This is a genomic window from Paracoccus versutus, assembly GCF_000763885.1.
Lineage (GTDB): Bacteria > Pseudomonadota > Alphaproteobacteria > Rhodobacterales > Rhodobacteraceae > Paracoccus > Paracoccus versutus.
Genome location: NZ_JRKO01000074.1, coordinates 1 through 20,612 on the forward strand (window position 1 = coordinate 1; position 20,612 = coordinate 20,612).

At 74.6% G+C, this 20,612-nt stretch carries 15 protein-coding genes; all 15 read right to left on the reverse strand.

The annotated features are described in order from the left end of the window. A partial coding sequence (locus IT40_RS27015; RefSeq protein ID WP_157034101.1) for an eCIS core domain-containing protein occupies positions 1 to 1,551 on the reverse strand: 1,551 nt, incomplete at its 3' end. Between the two features lie 184 nt (positions 1,552 to 1,735). Further along, positions 1,736 to 5,056, reverse strand: coding sequence for a hypothetical protein (locus IT40_RS23225; RefSeq protein WP_036760174.1), 3,321 nt, complete (start codon positions 5,054 to 5,056; stop codon positions 1,736 to 1,738). Positions 5,057 to 5,095: 39 nt separating this feature from the next. Beyond that, positions 5,096 to 8,359, reverse strand: coding sequence for a phage tail protein (locus IT40_RS23230; protein WP_036760175.1), 3,264 nt, complete (start codon positions 8,357 to 8,359; stop codon positions 5,096 to 5,098). Then, positions 8,356 to 10,896 (reverse strand): baseplate J/gp47 family protein, encoded by a 2,541-nt coding sequence (locus tag IT40_RS23235; RefSeq protein ID WP_036760177.1) that lies wholly within the window; start codon positions 10,894 to 10,896, stop codon positions 8,356 to 8,358. The genes IT40_RS23230 and IT40_RS23235 overlap by 4 nt, the downstream gene beginning before the upstream one ends. A 4-nt stretch (positions 10,897 to 10,900) precedes the next feature. After that, entirely contained in the window at positions 10,901 to 13,333 is a 2,433-nt protein-coding gene (locus IT40_RS23240) for a baseplate J/gp47 family protein (RefSeq protein WP_036760179.1), read from the reverse strand. Next, the gene (locus tag IT40_RS23245) at positions 13,330 to 13,728 is read right to left on the reverse strand and encodes a GPW/gp25 family protein (RefSeq protein WP_052096246.1); all 399 of its coding nucleotides are present in this window, start codon (positions 13,726 to 13,728) and stop codon (positions 13,330 to 13,332) included. The genes IT40_RS23240 and IT40_RS23245 overlap by 4 nt, the downstream gene beginning before the upstream one ends. Positions 13,729 to 13,741: 13 nt before the next feature. Beyond that, positions 13,742 to 14,218: a hypothetical protein gene (locus IT40_RS23250; RefSeq protein WP_036760180.1), complete on the reverse strand. Its 477-nt coding sequence runs from the start codon at positions 14,216 to 14,218 to the stop codon at positions 13,742 to 13,744. 3 nt (positions 14,219 to 14,221) lie between these two features. Further along, positions 14,222 to 14,965, reverse strand: coding sequence for a phage baseplate assembly protein V (locus IT40_RS23255; RefSeq protein WP_208021274.1), 744 nt, complete (start codon positions 14,963 to 14,965; stop codon positions 14,222 to 14,224). Beyond that, positions 14,962 to 16,107 (reverse strand): hypothetical protein, encoded by a 1,146-nt coding sequence (locus IT40_RS23260; RefSeq protein ID WP_036760182.1) that lies wholly within the window; start codon positions 16,105 to 16,107, stop codon positions 14,962 to 14,964. Before IT40_RS23260 ends, IT40_RS23255 begins: the two co-directional genes overlap by 4 nt. Before the next feature lie 7 nt (positions 16,108 to 16,114). Beyond that, positions 16,115 to 16,393: a hypothetical protein gene (locus IT40_RS23265; protein WP_036760184.1), complete on the reverse strand. Its 279-nt coding sequence runs from the start codon at positions 16,391 to 16,393 to the stop codon at positions 16,115 to 16,117. Positions 16,394 to 16,405: 12 nt separating this feature from the next. After that, positions 16,406 to 17,026 carry a hypothetical protein gene (locus IT40_RS23270; protein ID WP_036760186.1) on the reverse strand — a complete coding sequence of 207 codons (621 nt, stop codon included), beginning with the start codon at positions 17,024 to 17,026 and terminating at the stop codon, positions 16,406 to 16,408. Continuing rightward, positions 17,023 to 17,295, reverse strand: a complete 273-nt coding sequence (locus IT40_RS23275) for a hypothetical protein (RefSeq protein ID WP_036760188.1) — start codon at positions 17,293 to 17,295, stop codon at positions 17,023 to 17,025. The genes IT40_RS23270 and IT40_RS23275 overlap by 4 nt, the downstream gene beginning before the upstream one ends. Continuing rightward, on the reverse strand, positions 17,292 to 19,193 hold the full coding sequence (locus tag IT40_RS29770; RefSeq protein WP_052096248.1) for an ATP-binding protein: 1,902 nt from the start codon (positions 19,191 to 19,193) through the stop codon (positions 17,292 to 17,294). The genes IT40_RS23275 and IT40_RS29770 overlap by 4 nt, the downstream gene beginning before the upstream one ends. Beyond that, complete coding sequence (locus IT40_RS23285; RefSeq protein ID WP_036760191.1) at positions 19,190 to 20,347, reverse strand: Pvc16 family protein; 1,158 nt, start codon at positions 20,345 to 20,347, stop codon at positions 19,190 to 19,192. The genes IT40_RS29770 and IT40_RS23285 overlap by 4 nt, the downstream gene beginning before the upstream one ends. A gap of 1 nt (position 20,348) precedes the next feature. Beyond that, on the reverse strand, positions 20,349 to 20,612 hold a 264-nt coding region (locus tag IT40_RS29370), incomplete at its 5' end, for a hypothetical protein (RefSeq protein WP_036760192.1).

The window sequence follows — 20,612 nt, forward strand, 5'->3', positions numbered from 1 at the left end:
CTCGCTGGCGTCGGGCGATTCCGCGGGCCCCGCGGGGGGTGCCGCCCCGGTCGGGCGCGGGGCCGCGGGCGCCGGGGCGGCGGCGGGCGCGGGCTGGGGCGCGGCCGGGGGCGGGGCCGCGCCGGCCGGCGGGGCGCGCACCGCCGACATCGAGGACTGGACCGGCGCCGCCTGCTGGCCGGCCTCGGCGGCGACCTGCGCGCTGATCTGCTGGCGCGTGCCCGCGCCGCCCGGCCCGGCGAAATTGTCCAGCTCCTCGATGGTCGAGGGCGCGGCCGAGGCCAGCGCCGCCCCCGCCCTTTGCTGCGCCGCCGCCGCGTCGGGGGCGGGGATCGCGGCCTGGGCAAGGCTGCCTGCCTGCTGGCTTTGGCCATCGGCCTCGGCCGCATTCGGCGCGGGCTCTGCCGCGGCCCGCGCGGCGCCGATCCGCGCATCCGCGCCCTCGTTCACCTGCAGGGCGTCGGCGCGTTCGGAAAGCCGTTCCCGCGCCTCTTCCGCCGCGGCTTCGCCGCGGTCGCCAAGGTTCTGGCCGAAACGCTTCGCGCCGCCGCCGCCGCCACCACCTCCGCCGCCGCCCTTGGCGCGGGGGCCGCCCTTGTCCTTGGCAGCCGCGGCCTTGCCCTTCTCGTCCTTTGTCCGGCGGCGATCCGCGCCGTCCCTGTCCTTTTTCTTCTGCGGGGTGCGGTCCGGCGCGGTCTCGGCCGCCCCGGCCGGCGCGCCGGCGATGGCGACCGAAGGCGCGGGCTTCGCCTCGGCCGCGTTCTCGCCGCGCGCGGTTTGCGAATCATCTGGGGCTTTGCTCGCGGGCGCGGTCGCCCCCGGCCGGCCGCCGGGCCTGGTCAGGCCCGAAACCTGCCCGCCCGCGGCCGAGACCTGCGAGGTCATCATCGGCGTCAGCACCGGCCCCGCCCCCGGCGCCACCGCACCCGGCCGGGCCGGGGCCTGCGACAGCGCGGGCGAGGCGGCGAAGGGCGCGGCCCCCGCCAGGGCGCGGCGCATGATCCGGCCTCGCAGCGACTGCCCCGCCGCCCCGACCTGCGCCCGCCCCCCCGCCAGGACCGTCGCGGCCGCCGTGTCGGCGGCGGTTTCGGCCGCATCGCCGGGATTCGAGACCAGCGATTTCGCCTGCACCGCGCCGCCGCCGCCCGAGCGGCGCTGCTGCACGACATGGGCCAGCTCATGCGCGATCAGGCTGTCGCCCGCCGTCGAGCCCGGCCGATAGCGGCCCGGCGCAAAGGCGATATCGCTGCCCGAGGTCAGCGCCTGGGCCCGCGCCCGTCCCGTCGCCTGCGCCGCCGCCCCGCCGGTATGGATGCGCACATCGGAAAACGAGGCGCCGAAGCCCGTTTCCATCCGGGCGCGCAGGCTGGCGGGCAGCGCCGCGCCGCCGACAAGGCTGCGCTGCAGCAGGTTCAGCGGTTGTGGGGCGTTGTCGTGGCCGGTCGCGGCCGAAGCCGGGGCCGAAACCGGGGCGGGGGCCGGGGCAGGCGCCGCCGGGCTGCGCGAGGCGTCGGCCGAACGGGTCGAAACGGGGCCGGACCTGGCCTTCATCCTGGGCCTCCCGCCTTGCGGGGCACGCCGGAAAGAGGAAGTGGACCAAGCCGTAGCAAGGTCCACTCCCAGGGACTTGAACCCTTCGGCATCCGCCGACCAGACGACTCGAACGCAGTTTCCCGGTTCGAGATCCCCTTCAGCCTAGCATTTCCGCGGGTCCGCTCCAAAGCAATTCTCCGCCTCAGGGCAGGGTCGCAGGCAGGCTGGGACTGCCCATCCCCGAATAGGCGTTGTCGGCGAAGGCGCCGATGAAGACGTCGGGGCGGCCCCAGCTTGGCTCGTCGTTGCCAAGGCTGACCCAGCGTATCCCGACCGAGGGGCCGTGGCAGAAATTGCCCCTGACCTCGACCAGCGGCCCGAACCAGCCCCACAGGCGGATGCCGTCGCAATCCAGCCCGATCGGCTGCTCGCCATCCGCCAGCGGCACATAGCCGGCGTCGATGGCCTGGTTGCCGTTGATCCGCGCCGACAGGGTGCTGCCGATCCAGATGCCGCCGCGCTGGCGGGCCTGCCAGGGCAGGCGCAGGTCGATGCGGTTGTCCTGCACCTCGACCGAGCGCAGGAAGATGAAGTTCGACCGCGACCGGCCCGAAGAGCCGGCGACGCGGATCCCCTGGGCGAAGCCCGAAACCTGGTTGCCGCGGATGCGCGCGCCCTGGCCCGGCAGGGCCAGCAGCGCGGCGACCGGGCGGGCCAGCGTCTTGCCGCGCGCCGGCCCGCGAGAGGCGGCGACGGTGATGCCGGTCCGGCCGTGGACCAGGCCGTTCGTGGCGGTCAGCCCGTCGCGCAGGGGCTGGAACAGCGGCCCCATCCCGGCCGGGATGGTGGCCGAAGAGCCCAGGCCGAAGACCGCGCGCGCCAGGTCGCGGCGAAAGTCGCGCAGGAAATCGTCCATGATCTCGGGCGGGTGGCTGGCGCCGCCGGGGGGCTGGTTGGTTTCCGCGACCCGTTCCCACAGCTCGCTGCCCAGCGTCGCATGGGTGGAGAAGCTCAGCGTGTCGCGGCCCCACATGCCGTTCGCCATGGCGATGCCGTGCCGCGCCACCACGGGCGGGCCCGGCGGCGGGGCAAAGGCGAAGACCGGCCCGCCGACGAAGTCGAAGCCGCCGTCGCCGTCATGCAGGGTGATGCGGTCCAGCAGCACCTCGCCGACCGCGCGCAGGGTCTCGCCCCCGGCGGCGAGTTCGGCGGCAAGGTTCAGCGGATCGGGGCGGATGGCGATGACGTTGTCCTCGATCTCGGCATGGCCGGGATCGGCGGCGGTGACGCCGCTGTCGAACTGCCCCAGGCTCAGCGTGCAGCGGCGCATGGCGAAGCGGCGGGTCGGGCGGGCCGGCCCCGACACCTGCCGCACGGCCGCGGGGCCGGGTGCGGCAAGGCCGGCCGCGGTGATGCGGATCTGGTCCAGCCGCACCTCGCCGCAGTCGACGAAGTCGATGACCGCGCCGTCGCCTGCCGCCAGCGCCTCGGCCGCGAAGTCGCGCAGGTCGACCGAGCGGCAGCGCTCGAAGCGGATGATGCGCCGCAGGTTGCCGCGCAGGATCGTGCCCGGCCCGATGCCGCCGACGATCAGGTCGCCCTTGTCGGCGACGACGATGGTCGCGGCCAGGTCGCGCACGCCGGCATTCAGGCAGATGCGGGCGTTGCCGTCCGGGGGAATGGTGTCGATCACCGCCTGGACCGAGGCCCCCGGCGGCACCGCGATCTCGCCGCAGCCGTCCGACAGGCGCAGGAACAGTTCGTCCAGCGCCTCTTGCACGGTATCGGCCTCGGTGCCGACGCGGGCGCCGTCGTAGCCGGTGAAATCGGCCTCTTGCCGGCACAGCTTGCGGCTGCGCCTGTCCAGCCATGCGCGCAGGATCATCGGCGTCGCCGCCGCGCCCCGCTCCAGCAGCGCCAGCGGCGCGAACTGCCGCTCGGGGCCGTGGGCGGTGGTGACGGCGGGGCCGTTGGCCTGGGGCGCCAGCACGCGGGCCTCGGCCTGCCACCAGTCGCCGGGCTCGAAGACGCCGGCGACCTCGGCGATCAGCCCGTGTTCCAGCGTCAGCGTGGCCGCGCCGGTGCCGGGCCGTTCCAGGAGGCCCGACCACAGCCGCAGCTTGAGCCCGTCGCTGCCCAGCGGTGCGGGGCTGAAGGGCGGTGCCGGGGTTTCGGTCAGCGGGTCCAGCAGCCGGAACTCGCGCAGCGAGCCGGCGACGACATCGCCGCCGTCCAGCCGGAACAGCATCCCCTGCATCCGGCGCGGGCGCAGGAAGCCCGCGGCATTGACCGCGCCGGGGGCGGCGTCGCCGCGCTCGATCGCGTCCGAGGTCAGCTCGACCAGGTCGCCCGCGCGCAAGGGATCGTTCGCGCCGACGCGGACATGGGTGACGGCCGCGCCGGGCGGCTGGTCGGGCATCAGGGTGCAGGGCCACAGCCCCGCCGCATTGTCGCGCGACCACTTGAACCGCGTGACCGCGCCGCCGCCGGTCGTGACCTCATGCACGACCAGCCGATACAGGCGGTTTTCCGTGCCGCTGTAGCCGCCCGGCACCGGCAGGTCGCAGGGATCGGCAGCGGCGGTGCCGGCGCTGGTGCCGAAGGTGACGCTGCCCGTGGGCAGGGTCAGGCGGTCGAAGGCGGCGGCGATGGCCGCGGGATCGCTGAGCCCCGTGACGGGGGCCAGCTTGACCTGGGCCACCACCTCGGAGCGGCTGGTCGTCTCGCGGCCGGGGCCAAGCGCCTGTTCGCGCAGGCCGGGATCCTCGACGGCGGTGACGACGCGCTCGGCCAGTTCCAGATAGGCCGCGACGCGCGAGCCCGGCGCCCCGGCCGAGGCGGCGCGCAGCTGGTCCGCCGCGGGTCCGGTCAGGTCCGGCCAGGCGGCCTCGCGGGCATCGGCCAGCAGCCCGCCGATCTGGAAGCCGCCTGCGCACCAATGCAGCACGGCCGCGGCGGCGGCGGGGGCCTCGGTTTCGATCAGGGCGACCCAGCAGGGCTGCGCGCCGGGGGCGAAGACGGCCTGCGCCCCGTTCAGCGTGACGACGAAGGGGGCGTAGCTGCCGGCCGCCGGGATGTTGAGCACGGTGCCCGCGACCGCCACAGTCGCCGGCTGGTCGGCGCGCATCCAGACCCGGCAGGGCGTCGGCGCGGCCAGCGGGCTGCGCAGCGGCACGGCGACGGTTCCCGCCCCGCCGCCAAGCTGAAGCCCCGGCAGCCGGTCCAGATACTTGCGCGAGAAGTCCCGCGTCGCGCTGGCGCCGCCCGCCGCCTGCGGCTGTTGCCCCAGGACCGGGTCGAACATCGCCAGAAGCCGCCCCGGCGTGACGAAGAACCCCAGGTCGGTCGAGCCGCTTTCGCAGGCGACATGCGCCAGCCCCTGCCGGTCGATGCGGTCGCCGGCGTCCATCAGCGCATGCAGGTCGCTGTCGAGGATCGGTGCGCCCTGCCGCGGCAGCACGCGCCGATAGCTGCGCCCGCGCTTGGCGTCAGGCCGGTGTCCGCGCGAAAAATCCCCTTCCATGGCCTGTCCTCCCTGTCGTTCCCGTCCGGCGGGGCCCTGTCAGGCCCGCGCCACGATTCCCGTTCCCAGCCCGGCCGGCGTATGCTCGGCCAGGCGCCGCTCCAGCCCGGCGTAAAGCTCGCCCAGCCTTGCGGCGTTGAAGGCGCCGATCTCGCCCCCGTCCGAAGCGCCGGTCAGCACCCGCCCGTCGCCCTGCGCATCCAGCCGCAGGAATGCCGGGTCGCGGCGCTCGCGGCTTTCGAAGGGCGGGCGGATCGGCTGGCCCGTCGCGGGGTCGGTTTCCAGCACGCGGTGGCGGCGCGGCGTCTGGCTGCCGGGGCCGACCAGCGAATAGCGCAGGCAGCCGCGAAAGCGTTCATGCGCCAGCAGGAGCCCGGCGACGATGGTGTCGGAAAGCTCGGCCTGGCCCACCTCGATCCGGCCCAGCAGGGTGGCGCGTTCGCTGGCCAGCCGTGCCAGCGGCGCGGTCAGCGCCGGCTGGATGTCCTCGGCCGCGGCGAGGATGGAATCGGCGATGTCGATCTCGCCCGGTTCATCGACCAGCAGCGGCCCGAGGATGCAGCGCCGGATCGTCGCGCGCTCGACCCCCGCGGCCTCGAGCAGGCGCAGCCGCAGGGTGATGTTGGCGCGCAGCACGCCCAGGAAGCCCAGGAAGACCTGCTGCGCCGGGGGCAGTTCCAGCGTCATGCCGGCCGCGCCCGCGCGGGTCAGGGCGATGCCGCCAAGCGCCAGGCTGTCATAGCTGGCCGCGCCCGGTGCCGAGGAGGCGACCTGGATCACCGGCAGCTCGAAGGGCGCGGCGCGCAGTTCCAGCCGGGCGGGGCCGGCGGGCCAGGCCAGCGCCTCGGCCGGGTAGAAGCCGGAATCGACGATTTCGATGATCTCCTCGGGCTGGCCCGCGCCTGCCGCCGCCAGCGCCGCCGCGACCGTGCGGTGCAGCGGCAGGCCCAGCAGATCCGGCGAGGCGCCGCTGCCAAGATGCCCCGAGGCCGAGACCAGCCGCGTCGGCGCCGGGCGCAGGCCCAGCCAGCGGCGGTGGTCGACGGGCAGGGCGCCCATGGGCATGGTCGCGCCCTCTTGCAGGTCCACCGTCACCGGGCCCGGCTCGGCGATGCCCGCGGCGGGCGGATGCGGCACGATGCCGTCGCCCGCGTTCATCGCGAAAAGCCCGAAGCGCGGGTCGATGTCCAGCCGCCCCGGCCGGGCCGGTTCCAGCACGTCGGGGCCGGATTCGCTTAGCCACGGACACAGCCGGCGCCAGCCCGCCTCGCGCCGCCGGATCGGGACCGGGCCGGGCAGGGGCGCGGCATCGCCCAGGCTGCGCCGCATCGGCGTCGTCGTCCCCGCAAGCCAGGTCGAGCCGTCCGCGCCGACCTGGACCGCCAGGCTGTGCCGGGCCAGCAGCGGGCCGCGCGGCCAGAAGGCGCTGCCGTCCGGCGCCGTCTCGGCCGTCTGCGAGGCGACGAGTTCGGGCAGGTGGATCAGCGCCGCGCTGCCGTCATAGGCGGTAAAGGCGACCTCGGCCGGGGTCATGACCGCGCCGTTCAGCCCGGATTCGAAGCGCAGCGCCAGCGCCAGGTCGGAAGGCCCCGCGGCCAGGATCGCGCCAAGCGCGGCGAAGCGCGCGGGCAGCGCGGCGGCGGCCAGCGGCACGCCGTCCGCGCCCACCGCCGACCAGCTGGCGACGCGCGGGTCGGGGCCGCTCCAGTCCAGCCGCAGCATCGGGGCAAAGCGGCGCTGGCCGGCGAAAAAGGACAGCGCCAGCACCAGCGCGCAGCGGGTGGCCGGGGTCGCCGGCAGCAGGCCGTTCGCCCGCAGCACGGTCCCGCCATGCAGCACCGCGGGCGCGGCGGCGGGCGCGGCCAGCGCCGGGGCGAAGGGCGCGCGCTCGGCGGTGCCCTCGGCCTCGGGCCAGACCGGCCCGACGGGGGCCGAGGCCAGCGCCCGGCCGGGCAGCGCGCCCGCCGCCAGCGGCAGGGGTTCGTGCAGCGCGCCGTCGGCGCCGATCCAGTAAAGCCTTTCGCCGCTGATCCGCTGTTCGGGGATGCGTAGATACAGCGCGCCGCGCAGATAGCCCGCCAGCGCCAGCTCGGCCACCGCCGCGGCGCGGCCGGCCGAGGGCGCGCTGCCCGCGACCTCGATCACCGTCGCGCCGATCATGCGGCTGGCGGCGGGGGCCTCGGGGCGCAGGCGCAGCAGCATGGCATGGCTGTCGGGGACATCGCCCGCGCCCGGCGCGGTCCCGGCCTGGCCCGCCGGGCCGACGGTGATCTGCCCGCGCAGCTCCGCCAGCGCCTGGTCGGGCAGGTTGCCGGCAAGCGGGGCCGAGACCAGCTCGATCTGGACCGGGCCGGAATAGCGCCGGGTGTCGGCGTCGATCAGGCCCAGCACGGCGGGGCTGCGGCCCAGGATATTGTCGGCCGGATCGCGCCTGGCATTGCGTGGGACGGGCGTGGCGGGCCGGACGGCGGCGGCGGGAACGCCGGTCAGCCGCACGGCAAAGCGCCCCTCGCGCCCGAACCAAGCACCCGGTTCCTCGGCGAACAGCCCGTCGGGCACGCGGTCGGTGCCGGGGCGGTCGTCGAACCCCGAGGCGCGCACGCGCAGCGGCCGCCAGGCATTGTCCGGGTCGAAGGCAAAGCGGCGATCCCCCGCGCCTGCGGGCAGTTCATGGCAGGCCGCCCGGCGCAGGGGCTGAAGCTGCGTCGGAAAGGTCCAGTGGACCAGGTGCCGCGGATGGACATGGCCCGAATCGGGGCCGATGGGGCGCGGGTCGAAGAGCCGCATCAGCCCCGCCAAGGGCCCCGAGGCGCGGTCGGCGACCGAGGCGGGGCGCAGGTCGGCCATCACCCGCTCGGCGCGCAGCAGGTTCAGGTCCTGCGTCAGCATCAGCGCCTTCCAGCCTTCCCTCAGCGCCACCTGCCGGTCGGACAGCACCCGCGCCATTTCCTCGAGCATCGCGGGCGTGCCCTTGCGCCGCCGCCAGCCCATAGCCGCGCCGAGGTTGCGGCGGTTCGCGTCCGCGTCGCGAAACACCAGCTCCAGCCCGATCGAGGCGGCCAGCACCGGCAGCATCTCTTCGCCCGCGCTTTCGATGAACAGGTCGGCATGGAGTTCCTCGACCGATTGGCGCAGGGCGGCCAGGGGGCCGGCAAGCGCCTCGACCATGGCCAGCAGCTCGGCGGGCTCGGGCGGCTCGGCCAGCGCGGCGGCCCGGTCGCGGCGCTTGTAGTATTCGGGGACGAGCGCATGGAGCAGGTCGCGCGTGCGGTTCAGGTGGTCGCGGTCATAGGGATAGCTCATGGCGCGCCCCCCTGTTGCAGGCGGCCCAAGGCGCCGGGTTCCAGCACCTGGATCTCCAGCGCCGAGGGCTTCAGCCGCAGCCATTGCCGGGTGCTGGCGTGGATGATGTCGGCGACCTCGGCCGTGCCCGCCGCGGGCAGGGCCAGCCGGTAGCGCGTCGCCAGCACCGCGGCGATGCCGGGCCGATCCAGCAGCTGCGCATAAAGGCCCGACAGCGATTGCGGCGCCGAGAGTTCGCGCCCGGCAAAGCTGAACAGCCCCGGCAGGCCGCCCCCGCCCAGCAACAGCGCCTCGGCCTCGTGCCGCGCGGCCTCGGCCAGCCAGGCGCGGTCGCGTTCGATCCGCAGGGCCAGCGCGATGTCCACCGCCTGCGGGGCGGCGACGACCAGCGCCTGCCCGGTATCGCGGCGCGCATCCAGGAAGGCGGTGAAACCCGCAAGATCGGCCGGGCCGTTGCCCTCGGCATCGGCGGCGACAAGCTCGATCCCCACGCCGTCGCGCCAGCGGGCCGAGGCGCGGCTGATGCCGGGGAAAAGCAGCGCCAGGTCGGCGTGGTCCTCGATCGAGACGGCGCGGTCGAAGACCCGGACCGGGCGCACCGCCTGCCGGGCGATGTCGTCGGCCCCGGCGGGATCGGCGCCGCCGGCGATGGGCAGGGGGTTCGTCACCGCCCCGATCAGCGGCGACGCCTTGCGGATGCGGCTGAGCCGGCCGGCGCCGGCATTGCCCGCGGCCCCCAGCCCGCAGCGATAGGCGGCGGTCACGTTGCGCCGCCCCGAGGGCGGGATCGCGCCTCGCCCCTCGCCGCCGAAGCGGATGCGGACCTCGCCCGCCGCATCGGTCTGGGCCAGATGGACCCGCGCGTCGGGGCCGGCGCCGTGGAAGTCGGGGGCCAGATCCCACAGCACGCCGTCGACGCGCACTTCCAGCGCCATGCGGCTGCCGAGCGCGCCGGGCAGGCGGGTGACGGGGGCGTTCTTCAGCGCGAATTCCTGGTGCGGCGTCACCCCGTCCGAACTGCCCAGGATTTCCTGCTTCGCCTCGCCATGGCTGACGCGGACGACATTGCCCAGCACCTCGACATCGCCCATCGGCCAGCCCGCGGGAAAGCCGCCCGGCACCTCCAGCCGCAGGGTCCAGCCCTCGCTGCCGGCGGCCGGCGCCTTGATGGCGGCGAAGATCGCCTCGCGCGCCTCGCCGGTCGAGACGCGCCGCAGGATCGCCGGGCGGCCGGGGCGCATGGCAGAGAGGTCCGCCGCGACCGCGAACTCGGGCTGGAGCGGCGCCGGGTTCGGGATGGCGGGCAGGGGCTCCAGCACCTCGGACCAGCCGGTCAGGACATGGGCGTCCAGCGGAAACTCGGTCCATGACCGCAGCGGCCGGGCGGGCGAGGGCATGGCCAGCCCCAGCGTGGTCGCCCGGCCGGAAAGCGCGGTTTCGGTGACGGTCTTTTCGGTCGTGACCGACACCACGGCCGCGCCCGCCGCATTGGTCGAGGTCGCGACCTTAGGCTGTTCGGTCACTTCGCCGCGCAGGAAGGTCACGACCGTCTCGGCCAGGGTTTCCAGCCAGTAGACCTCGGCCCGGTCGGGGAAAAGCACCACGGCCGCGTCGCCGGGCGCGGGCGGATCGTTCAGCGCTTCCGCAAGCAGCAGGGCATCGCCGAGCGCCGCGGGCGAGACATAGCCGAAGGCGGTGGTGCCCGCGGGCTGGGTGGTCGGCGGGCTGGCATAGGGCTGGGCCGCGGCCAGCGCCCCGGCCGGCCAGAGCGCGCCCGGAGCGTTCCAGCCGAACAGCCGCGCGTCATGGCGCGGCCGGGCCAGGATGCGATAGCTGGCCTGCCAGTCCGCGCCGGTGCCCGCCTCGGCAAAGGCATGGCCGCCGATGTGCCGCAGCCCGATCTGCGGCGGCCTGCTGCCCTCCATCGCGTCGGCGACGCGAAAGACGCCGAGCCCGCGCGCGCCGTCCAGGACGACGATCTCGTCCTTGCCCAGCCCGTGGCGTTTTTTCAGGCGCAGCACCAGATGCCCGCCGCTGGCCTGCACGGGGTCCGGGATCTCGGCCCCGGCGGGGCGGATGGCGTTCCATTGCGCGTCGAGCTGCGCCTCGGCCAGGGTCTCGAAGGTCTGCGCCCTGGCCTCGCCCAGGGGCGAGGTCTGCAAGGCGAAGCCCTGCGGCAGGCTGCCCGACAGGCCGGGCTTGACGGTGAAGGCCGCAAGCCCGGTCGCCGCCGCGCCGGGGCCGGGGCTGTAGGCCAGCTTGCGGGCATGGCGGGTCAGGTTTTCGGCCAGCCGGGCCGAGCCGAGGCAGGCTTCGCGCGCATAAAGCCCCTGATGCTCGCCCAGGATATGCGCGACCAGCGCCGGCAGTTCGATCAGCGTGCGGGCAAGGCCGCGCCCCTTGGCCGGGATCTCGATGCCGTGGCCGTCGCGGGCGACGGCCTCGGCCAGCGCGACCAATGCGTTGAAATCGGGCCCGAAATAGCGGCTGTTGCCGCGGGGCGAGGGGCTGGGGCGATGGATCGGCGGGCGCGACATGGCTTTACCCCGTGCTTGCGGGTTCGGGTGCGGGGCCGGCCACGACGAAGCCCTGGCCGGGCGGCGGCGTGTCGGTGCCCATGACGGTGACGGTCAGCCGGCCCCGTTCGGGCCGCGCCTCGTCGCCGGAAAATTGCGCGATCTCGGTCGGGCCCAGCTCGATCGCCGGCAGGACGGCGGGTGCGCCCGCGCGGCGCAGCGGGCGGAAGGTCGCGGCCTTGACCGCGCCCACGCCGGGGGCGCGGGCGGAGGCGGCCAGCAGTTCGGACAGCAGCACGGTGTCGCCGAAGCCCCGGCGCGAGGGGTGGAAGAAGCCCGGCCGCGCCGCGCTGCCCGGCGCCAGCGCCTCGCGCAGGGCGCGGCGGATCGCGGCGGCGCCGGCGCCCGCGCGCGGGCAGACGACAAGATGCAGGTCCAGCGCCACGTAATCCGGCGCGCCCAGCACATGCTCGCGTCCCGCCATGCGCAGCGCGTCGAGATGGGCGTGGACCGCCGCCGCCGTCGCCGCGTCCAGCCGGTCGCCCTGGTCCGGGGCGCAAAGGACCAGGATGGTGTTGAACACCCCTCCCAGCGGTTTTGCCGCGGCGCGGGCGACGCCGGGGATGTCCTCGGCCGCGCGGGCGTAGTCGTCGGCGGTGACGCAGCGGGCGCGGGCGGGGTTGCGGATCGATTCCGGGATCAGGTCGCGGGCGACGGCGGTCGAGACCCGCGCCCGCCCGCCCGCCGCCGGCAGCAGGTTCGTCGCGGCCACCGGCGCCAGCGTCGCGAAATCCGCCGCCGCCCCGGCATCGCCGCCGCCCGGCGCGCGCGCGCCGGTCAGGGCGAAGGCGCCCAGGTTTCCCGCCTCGGCATCGCCCTGCCGCCAGTCCAGCCTTATGCGCTGGTGCGCGGGCTGGTTCGCCAGCGCCCGCGGCCCCGACCCCGGCGGCAGGGGCAGCGCCCGGCCGCGATTGCCGTCGCCGAACATCAGCCAGACCGCGCCGTCCTCTTCCGTCTCGGTGGTGAAATGGCGGTCGAAGCCGGCCGAGTTCATCAGCGTCGGCTGCCATTCCCATGGCTCGGCCCCGACATGCAGCCGGACCGAGGGGCGGCCGTCCCTGTCCGTCAGCACCTGCGGCTGCGGCGTCCTGAGCGCGCGGATCGTGACCGTCCCGGTCAGCAGGTCGGTCGCGGTGACGATGTCCTGGCGGCCGGCGCCCAGGCCCATTGCCGCGCCTTCCTCGTTCGCGGCGCTGGCGGGGTCGCCATGGATCGCCTCGACCAGGTTCGCGGTGATCAGCAGCGGCGCGCCCTCGGGGTCCGACCAGGGCCGGAAGGGCAGGGGCAGCGGCTCGGCCAGTTCCAGCCGCGTCAGCTCGCGCGGCAGCGTGTGGGCGGGGTCCGAGGGGTCGGCGGCCCAGCCCGGCCGGCTGATCTCGGCCAGGGCCGCGATCCGGGTGACATGGGCGGCGCGGCCCTGCACCAGCGCGATGCGCTGGCCCGGCAGCAGATGCGCGCCCCAGCCCCACAGCAGCAATTCGCGCGCGCCGGCGGGCAGGATCGCATCGGGCGCGCCGGGCCAGGCCGCCGGCCGCAGCAGGCCGCGGTCGGCATCGCGTTGCAGCCCGGCATTCCAGGCGGCGTCCAGCATGGCGGGGGCCCGGCTGGTGAAGGTGGCGGTGATCCGGCCCATGCCCTCTTCGCGCACGAAGCGGGTGCCCGCGGGCAGGAAGCCCGCCCGGCCGGGCGGCAGGTCCACGGCGACGACGGCAAGGGCCGAGCCGCCCTCGTCCAGCGTCAGGCCGAGCGCGGCGGCATGGCGGCTGAGCGAAAGCCGCTCGCGCGCGGTGTCGACGAACGCCTCCTGCGCGACGCGGTCCTGGTGCAGCGACAGCATCTCGGCATGATGGGCCAGCAGTTCGACCAGCATCGCCTCGGTCGAGGCGGGGTTGGTGCCGGCCCAGTTCGGATCGGTGGCGGCGGCCCAGTTCTGCATCACCGCAAGGAAGCCGGTGAAATCCTTGGTCGCAAGGTCGATGGCGGGCTGCACCCCCGGCGGCGGGGGCGGCGCGGCGGGTTCGCGGCAATCGCCCGCCGGGCAGGCGACGAAGAAATCGAAGCCGGCCTCGGCGAAGAACGGGTCCAGCGGGTCGTCGCCGCCCGAAAGCAGCCGCACCAGCGTCCGGCCGCGCGGCCCTTGCTGGACGAAGCGGACGGTGATGGTGCCGTCGCCATCCGCGACCGGCATCACCTCGGCCTCCAGCGGCAGGCCGCCGGGCGCGGTGACGGCGATGTCCTGGGGCGCAAGGCCCGCGGCGGGCTTGGCCAGCCGCACCGACAGGGCCACGGCAAAGCCCGGCGGCGGCGGTTCGGAAAAGCTCAGCGCCGCGATTCCCTGCCAGCCCGGCCCGATCTCGGCCTCGCCCCATTGCAGTCCGAAGGCGCCCGGCTCGCTCATAGCACCACCTCCAGCCGGTGGGGCGTGCGGTCGGCGCGCAGGGCATAGTCGATCAAGACCAGAACCGTGCCTTCGTCGCCGCCATCCTCGACGGTCAGCTCCTCCAGCGTGACCTCGCCGGCGAAAACCGCGTCGAGGCTTTCGCGGATGCGGTATTCGATGGCCGACAGCGCCAGCGGAGAGATGTTCTGGAACACCTGCGCATCCAGCCCCGCGCCGAAGCGCGGGCGCATGACGCGCTCGGCCGGGCGGGTGAACAGCACCGCCATGATGCGGTCGCGGACATGGATATGCGCATCCTCGGTCTCGGCCAGCCCCTCGCGGCGCAGCCGGGTGCCGGCGCGCACCAGCGGCGGGCCAAGGGCGAAGGGATCGGCGATATGTCGGGCGGCCATCCTGTCTTTCCTTTCAGGTGACGGGCGCGGGGGGCATGGGCGGCGGAAAGGTCACGATCGCGGACAGGGCCTGGGCATGAAGCGCCGCCGCGATCCGGTCGGCGCGCGAGGATTGCGCGGCGCCGGTGTCGGACAGGGCCGCCGTGATCGCCGCCCCCGCGGCCGCGGTCGCGACGGGCGGCGCGGCCACGCCGGGGCCAAAGGACTGGCCGGCGACATAGGCCATGAAGGACAGCGCGATCCCCTGTCCCGCCGCCGCCGCCGAGCCGGCTTGCAGCACGGGCACCAGCTGCGCCTGCAACTGGCCCTTGCGCGCCGCCGCCGTCGCGCAGGGAATGCCCGCCGCCATCGCCATGCCGAACCAGTCGGCGACGGCCCCCGCCAGGGCCTGCGCCGAGGCCGCGGCGTCGTCCTTGAAATCGCCGTTCTCGTCGCGCGGCAACCATTGCGACTGAAGCGATTGCGAAAGGGCTGCGGGGACAAGCGGCATGGTCTATTCCGTCTTTGAAACCTGGCTGAGATGGCTGGAGCCCATCGGCTGGGCGGGCGGCCCCGAGGGGCCGACGCCGGTCGGATGGGTATGGCTGTTGAAAAGCTGCATGAAGGCGTCGCCGAGGATCAGCGATTCCGAGGCATTGGCCCCCAGCTTGATCGTGTCGGCGGTGATGGTGATCTCTCCCTGCCCCGAGATGCGCAGCTCGGCGCCCGAGGCTTCGGCGATGACGACGACCTCGCCGTCGTCGTCCAGGCTGACGACATGGCCGGCCCTGGTGCGCAGGATGACCAGGCCGGGGGCGGCGGGGCCGTCGGGCCCCTCGGGCGCCTCGGAGCCGGTGTCGGTTCCCAGGTCGTCCTGCCCGCCGCTGCTTTCCGGCGCGCCCCAGAAGGTGCCGGCCCAGATCGGGCGCATCGGGTCGCCGGCCTCGAACTCGATCCAGACGGTGTCGCCGACCTCGGGCAGGGCGAAGAAGCCGCGGTTGTGGCCGCCGCCCCAGGGCAGGCAGGGCAGCGCCCAGCCGGTTTCCTGGTCCTCGCCCAGGACTTCGGGGACGCGGGCGCGGATGCGGGCGATCTTCTTGGGGTCGTCGCGGTCGGTGACGATGCCGGCATATTTGCCGTAGAAGGCCGGCCGCCCGGCCTCGCCCACCAGCGCGGCCAGCGCGCGCAGCAGATCCGAGGACAACCCATCCGTCGCCAGCATCCGCCCGAAATCCGCCCTTGGTCCGTTGCCGCTCATGCCGGGGGCTCCTCTTCCGCCGATTGCCCGAAACCTTCGCCGCCGCGCCGTCCCAGGGCGTTCGACAGCGCCGAGAAGCGCTGGACCAGCATGCCCTCGGCCATCTCGGTCGTGACCTCGCGGATATACCAGGTGCCGCTGAGCCGGTCGCCGACGCCCTTGATCAGCGCGGTGCGATGCGCCCGCAGCAGGCCGCGATAGCGCGCGGGGTCGAGCTGGCCCCTTGCCTCGATCGCCAGGTGGTCCCGGACCCCGCGCCCCCGCGCATGGGCGCCCATCGCCGCGTCGCGGGGCAGCGCGCCGCGCAGGAAGCGGACCGAGCCGGTCGCCCCGGCGCGGGCCAGCCCTTCGGCGGCCTCGGCGGCGAAAAGCGCCTGCCCCAGCAGCTCGTCCTGCGCCTCGCCGTCGGCCCGGACCATGCGCTTGGCCACCGCGTCGATGCCGTGGGCTAGGCGCTTTTCCGGGCGCTCCAGGCTGGCGGCGAAGTCGATCCAGTCCAGGTTGGCATTCTCGCGCAGGATGGTCAGGTCGGCCTGCGGCTGGCCCCCCAGGTCGCGCGGATGGAAATGGCAGGTCGGCTGGCCCGAGGCGGGATCGGGTTCCAGATAGGTGACGAAGCCGTTGCGCGCCGCCAGATGGCGCAGGAACGACCAGTCGTCGGCGCGCTGGATCAGCAGCATGTCGTCGGCGGCCAGCTTGGCATCGGTGTCCTGCGCCTCGACCTGCAGCCCGTAGCGGCCGGCGATCTCGCGCGCGGCATCGGAATCGCCGGCGTCGGGATAGCTGGCCACGCGTTCCTCCGCGGCCATCAGCATGGCGGCGTCGGCGGCCAGAACCTCCAGCCAGGAATTGGCCTCGGGCTCCTCGAAATGCGGGCGCAGATGCGACAGGTAGCCGGCAAACATCACCTGGTCCGCCCCGCCCGGCGCGGCCAGGGTCAGGCGGATCTCGGCGCCCGGCTCGAAGGGGCCGTCGTCCAGCACGTCATAGGTGCCGTCCGCCCCCTGCCGCAGCCCGATCCGCAGCGCCAGGCGCGCGGGCTGGTCGTCCGCCTCGGTCAGTTCCAGCGCGCCGACCCGGCCAAGCAGCGCCCCCGGAAGCCGGGTTCCGTCGATCTCGATGGAAAAGCGCGGCGTGGCCATGGCGTCCTCACTTGTCCGGGGGGATCTGCACGGGCGTGCCCGGCACCACCGCGTCGAAGGGATCGAGCGCGGGCGAGGCGTCGGCGATGCGCCACAGCTTCAGCGGATCGCGGTAATAGCGGGTCGCCAGCGTATCCAGCCGGTCGGTGTCGGTGGCCACGGCGGCAAAGATCGCCGCGCGGGCGGGGCGCGGGGTCAGGCCGATCAGCTCGACCTGCGAGCCGTCCGCCCGCACCCAGGCCACCCGGCCGGATTTCGCGTAACGGCTTTTCTTGTCGACGGCCATCGCTGGTTTCCCCTATTGCGGCAGGTTGATGCTGGTGCCCTGGTCGGCGGTCGTATCGAGATAGAGCCGCGCCATCTTGCGGCGGTTCGCGGCGGTGAAGTTCAGCGAGGACTGGACGCGGGTGTTGTCGCGGGCCTCGGCCTCGCCCAGCACCTCCAGCCCGACCTCGATCTCGGCGCGGACGGGATAGAGCTTGCCGTTGAAGAAGGTCTCGGCGATCGCCATGCCGGTGATCTTGACCGGCACCACGCGCCTTTCGCCCCAGATGAACAGCACGATCGGGCGGCGGCCGCGGGCGCGCACCGGCTCGCTGCCGTCGGAAGGCGCCTCGGTCTCGCTTTCGACGGGATAGAGCAGTTCCTCGAGCGCCGAGATTTCCGGCAGCACGCCGAATTCCACCGGCAGCGAGGAATGCGCCTCGACCCGGTCGGCCAGGTCGAAGCGCAGCACCACCGAGAAGCTTTCCTTGAGCGCGCCGGACGAGGCGTCGGCCCCCTGCGCCTGTTCCAGCTGCAGCTGGCGGGTCAGCGATTCCGGGTTGAAGCGGAAGGGGATGAAGCTGGCCATGACGGCGGTGTCGTCGGGATTGTAGACGGCAAAGGCGCCCTGGGTGAAATTGATCGCGTCGCTCATCTTGCGGCCTCCCATGTGGCGCGGATGGCGATCTCCAGCCTGCGGGCCAGCGCGGCCTCGGCACCGGGGGCCAGCAGGTCGCGGACCTCGGCCAGCTCCAGCCGCAGGTCGCCCAGGGCCCCGGCGCCCGCCGCCAGCCCGGCAAGGCTGCGCGCGGCCTGGGCCAGGGCGCGTTCGATCACCGCGCGCAGGCGGGCGGCGTCCTGGGCCGAGGCGCTTTCGACGCTGATTTCGCCGATGTCGATGACCAGGTCCGCGGCGGTGTTCATCGCGCCTCCTCCAGCCAGCGGGCCAGGGGGCCCAGATCGTCGGCCCCCCTTGGCAGCCCGGATTTCTCCAGCTCGCGCAGGACGGCGCGGGCAAGGTGGCGCGGGGCCAGCCGGGCATTTTCGGCGGCCGCCAGATGGGCCGCGGCGACGGCGGCGTTGCGGATATTGCCGCCGGCAAAGCGGAACCGCTCGGCCAGCATGGCGATGTCCAGCCCGTCCTCGCACCAGCCGGGCCGCGGCAGGTTGCGGCGCCACAGCTGTTCGCGCTCGGCCTTTTGCGGCATGGGAAAGTCGATGACGAACTGCATCCGCCGGGTAAAGGCGGGGTCCAAGTTCGCGCGCAGGTTCGTCGCCAGCACGACGATGCCGCCGAAGGTTTCCAGCCTTTGCAGCAGGAAGCCCACCTCGATATTGGCATAGCGGTCATGGGCGTCCTTGACCTCGGAGCGCTTGCCGAAAACCGCGTCCGCCTCGTCGAAGAACAGGATGCCGTGGCCGGCCTCGGCATCGTCGAAGATGCGCGAGAGGTTCTTTTCCGTCTCGCCGATGTATTTCGAGACGACCTGCGACAGGTCGGTGCGATAGAGGTTCAGCCCAAGCGCATTGGCAAGGCAGCGCGCGGCAAAGGTCTTGCCGCCGCCCGGCGGGCCGGAAAACAGCAGCGCCAGCCCCTGCGATTCCCCCGCGTCCACGGGCACGCCCATCTCGGTCCAGACCCGCCGCTGCGCCTCGCGCCAGGCGATGGCATCGGCCAGGCGGCTGCGGATCTCGCTGCCGGCGACCAGGTCGTCCAGCGTCACGTCCGAGCGGATATTGGTGACGAAGGGGCCCATGCGGCGCGCGCCCGCCGCGCAGATCGCCGCCGCGAAGCCCGCAGGATCGGGCCGGTCGCCGGGCGCATCCCCGGCAAGGCTGGCCAGGATCTCGGCCTCGTGTCGCGCGGCGAGCAACTCGGCCAGCGTCAGCTGGAAGCGGGGGGCGAGCCTGTCGGCGATGGCCGCGTCGATGCCGGCGGCGTCCCATGCCGCGCGCGCCTCGGCCGGGGTAAAGGGCGGGGCATCGATGGCGCGCAGCCGCCCGGCGTCGAAACGGTCGGGGGCCAGCAGGACCAGCGCGCTCGCGCCTTGCCGCGGGGGGATGCGCGGCGGCGCCTCCAGCGCGAACAGGTCGACGACCAGAGGCGGGGCGTCGTCATCGGGCAGGGGCAGCGGCTCGCCGGGGCGCAGCGCGACCAGATCGAAGCCCCGCGCCGGCAGCAATGCGGTAAGGTCCGCGGCCAGTTGCAGCGCCATGCGCCGCGAGGGGCTGCGCAGCCACAGCACGCCGTCGGCGGCGAGGATGCGGGCCGCGGCGCGGGCCGGGCGCAGCATGACCGGGCGGTGGGTGGCCGGGACGAAATCGCCCTGCATGCGGGGCTGGCCGCGGAAGCTGCGGGCCAGCCCTTCGGGCGTCAGGCGCATGCCCCATTGCGCCGAGGGCAGGCAGGCGCCCGGCGGCTGGGCCAGTTCCAGCCGGGGGTTGTCCTGGGGCGCGACCAGTGCGGCGGCCAGCGCCGCGTCATGGTCAAGGCCCAGCCCGGCCACCGCGATCCGGGCAAAGACCGCGGGCGTCGGCAGGTGCAGGCCGGCATTGTCGGCAAGGATGGAAAAGGCGGCGGCGGCGTCCGGGAAGCGTTCCGCCGCGACGGCGGCCGCCTCGATCCAGGCGGCGGGCGACAGCGGCAGCTCGGCGGCGCGCAGGGCCAGCGGCCGCCAGTCCTCCGCATGGTCGGGCCAGCGCTCGCGCGGGTCGTATCCCGTCTCGGCATCGCGAAGGTGATGGGCGACGGCCAGCAGCGCCGCCTCGCGCATCCAGTCCGCGGGCCTGCCGCCTGCCGCGCCGATCCCCATCGCGGTCATGGCGTCACCTCGACCGGAACGGCGGGGGTGAAGCGGTTCGGGCCCATGCGCAGCGCCGCCAGCATGGGAATGGCGCGCAGCCCCGCCGCGTCCAGCGCGGCGCGGGCCACCACCACCTGCGCGGGCGTCGCCGACGTGGGCGCAAGCTCGATCACCTCGAGCGGCGACAGGATGCCGCGCGCGGGCCACAAAAACACCTGCGCGGCCCCGGCAAGGTCGCTGCCGGTCAGCACCAGGTCCGCGCCGGGCGCCAGCGCCGCCGCGGGGGCATCCAGCGCGGGCCGGCCGGTGGTGACGGACAGGGCGTGCCGCTCCGATCCGCCCTCGGGCGCGACCAGCACGATGTCCAGCGCGCCCGGATCGGCCCCCGGCGGGCAGGTGACGAAGATGCGGCCCAGGGCGTCGGGCCGGGCGATCTGGCCGGGGCCGAGCGGCGGGTCGGCCAGGGCGAAGCTGTGCGGGCCAAGGTGCAGCTCGGTCGCATTCGCCGCCTCGGCCGTTTCGATGCGCAGGCGGTGGCCCGCGCCCAGCGGGTTCGGCAGCGCGCCGATGATCGCGGGCCGGGTGATCGGCCGCGGACCGGCCAGCCGCACGCCCCCCGGCGCGACGATGTCGGGGGCGGGCAAGGGCAGGTTCAGCCGTTCCAGCTGCACCGGCCCCAGCTCGACCAGTGCCCAGGGCCGGTGGCGCATCTGCAGGGGCGTGAAGATCTTTTCCATCAGGTCCGCCGCGACCGGGACCAGGGTCGCCGTCATCCGCCCCTCGCCCTGCACCGGGTCGATGTCGGCCGAGGCGGGGATCGGCAGTTCGATGACGGGATCGGTCTCGATGGCCTGAAGCGCCTGGCCAAGCCGGTTGATCGCCTGCACCGGCTCGCCGGCGGGCGAGGTGCCATAGGCGGTGATGACGAAGAAGGCCGAAAGCGACAGCGGCGGCGGGCGGCGCTGGCCGTCGTCGCCGATGAACCATTCGTCGTTGCGATGCGTCGGCTGCGGCGTCACCCACAGCAGCGATACGCGGATCGCCTCGCCCTGCGCGGTCGGGTTCTCGATCGGCGGGCCGGCGGCGATGTCGGGCAGCAGCGGCGCGATCCCCGCCTTCAGATGGGCGGCAAGGGCGCGGCCGGCATCGTGCAGGTTGACGAAGCGCGCCATCTCAGCCTCCGTCCGGGCGGGGGATGGAATGGCCGCGCGGCGCGCGCCGGGACGGCTTGGCGAGCAGCGTCTTGCGCGCGGCCGCGGGCCGTTCGGCGGGATTGCGCGTGACGATGGTCAGCGCGCCGATGCGGATGCGGACCTGCGGGGCCGCCTGCGGCGGTGCGGCGGGAAGCGGCGCCTGCGGCTGGCGCGCGGGGCGCAGGGCGGGGCCGGCAGGCGTCGCGCGCAGCTTTTCGGGCGCGGAGGGCGCGGGCTGCGGTCG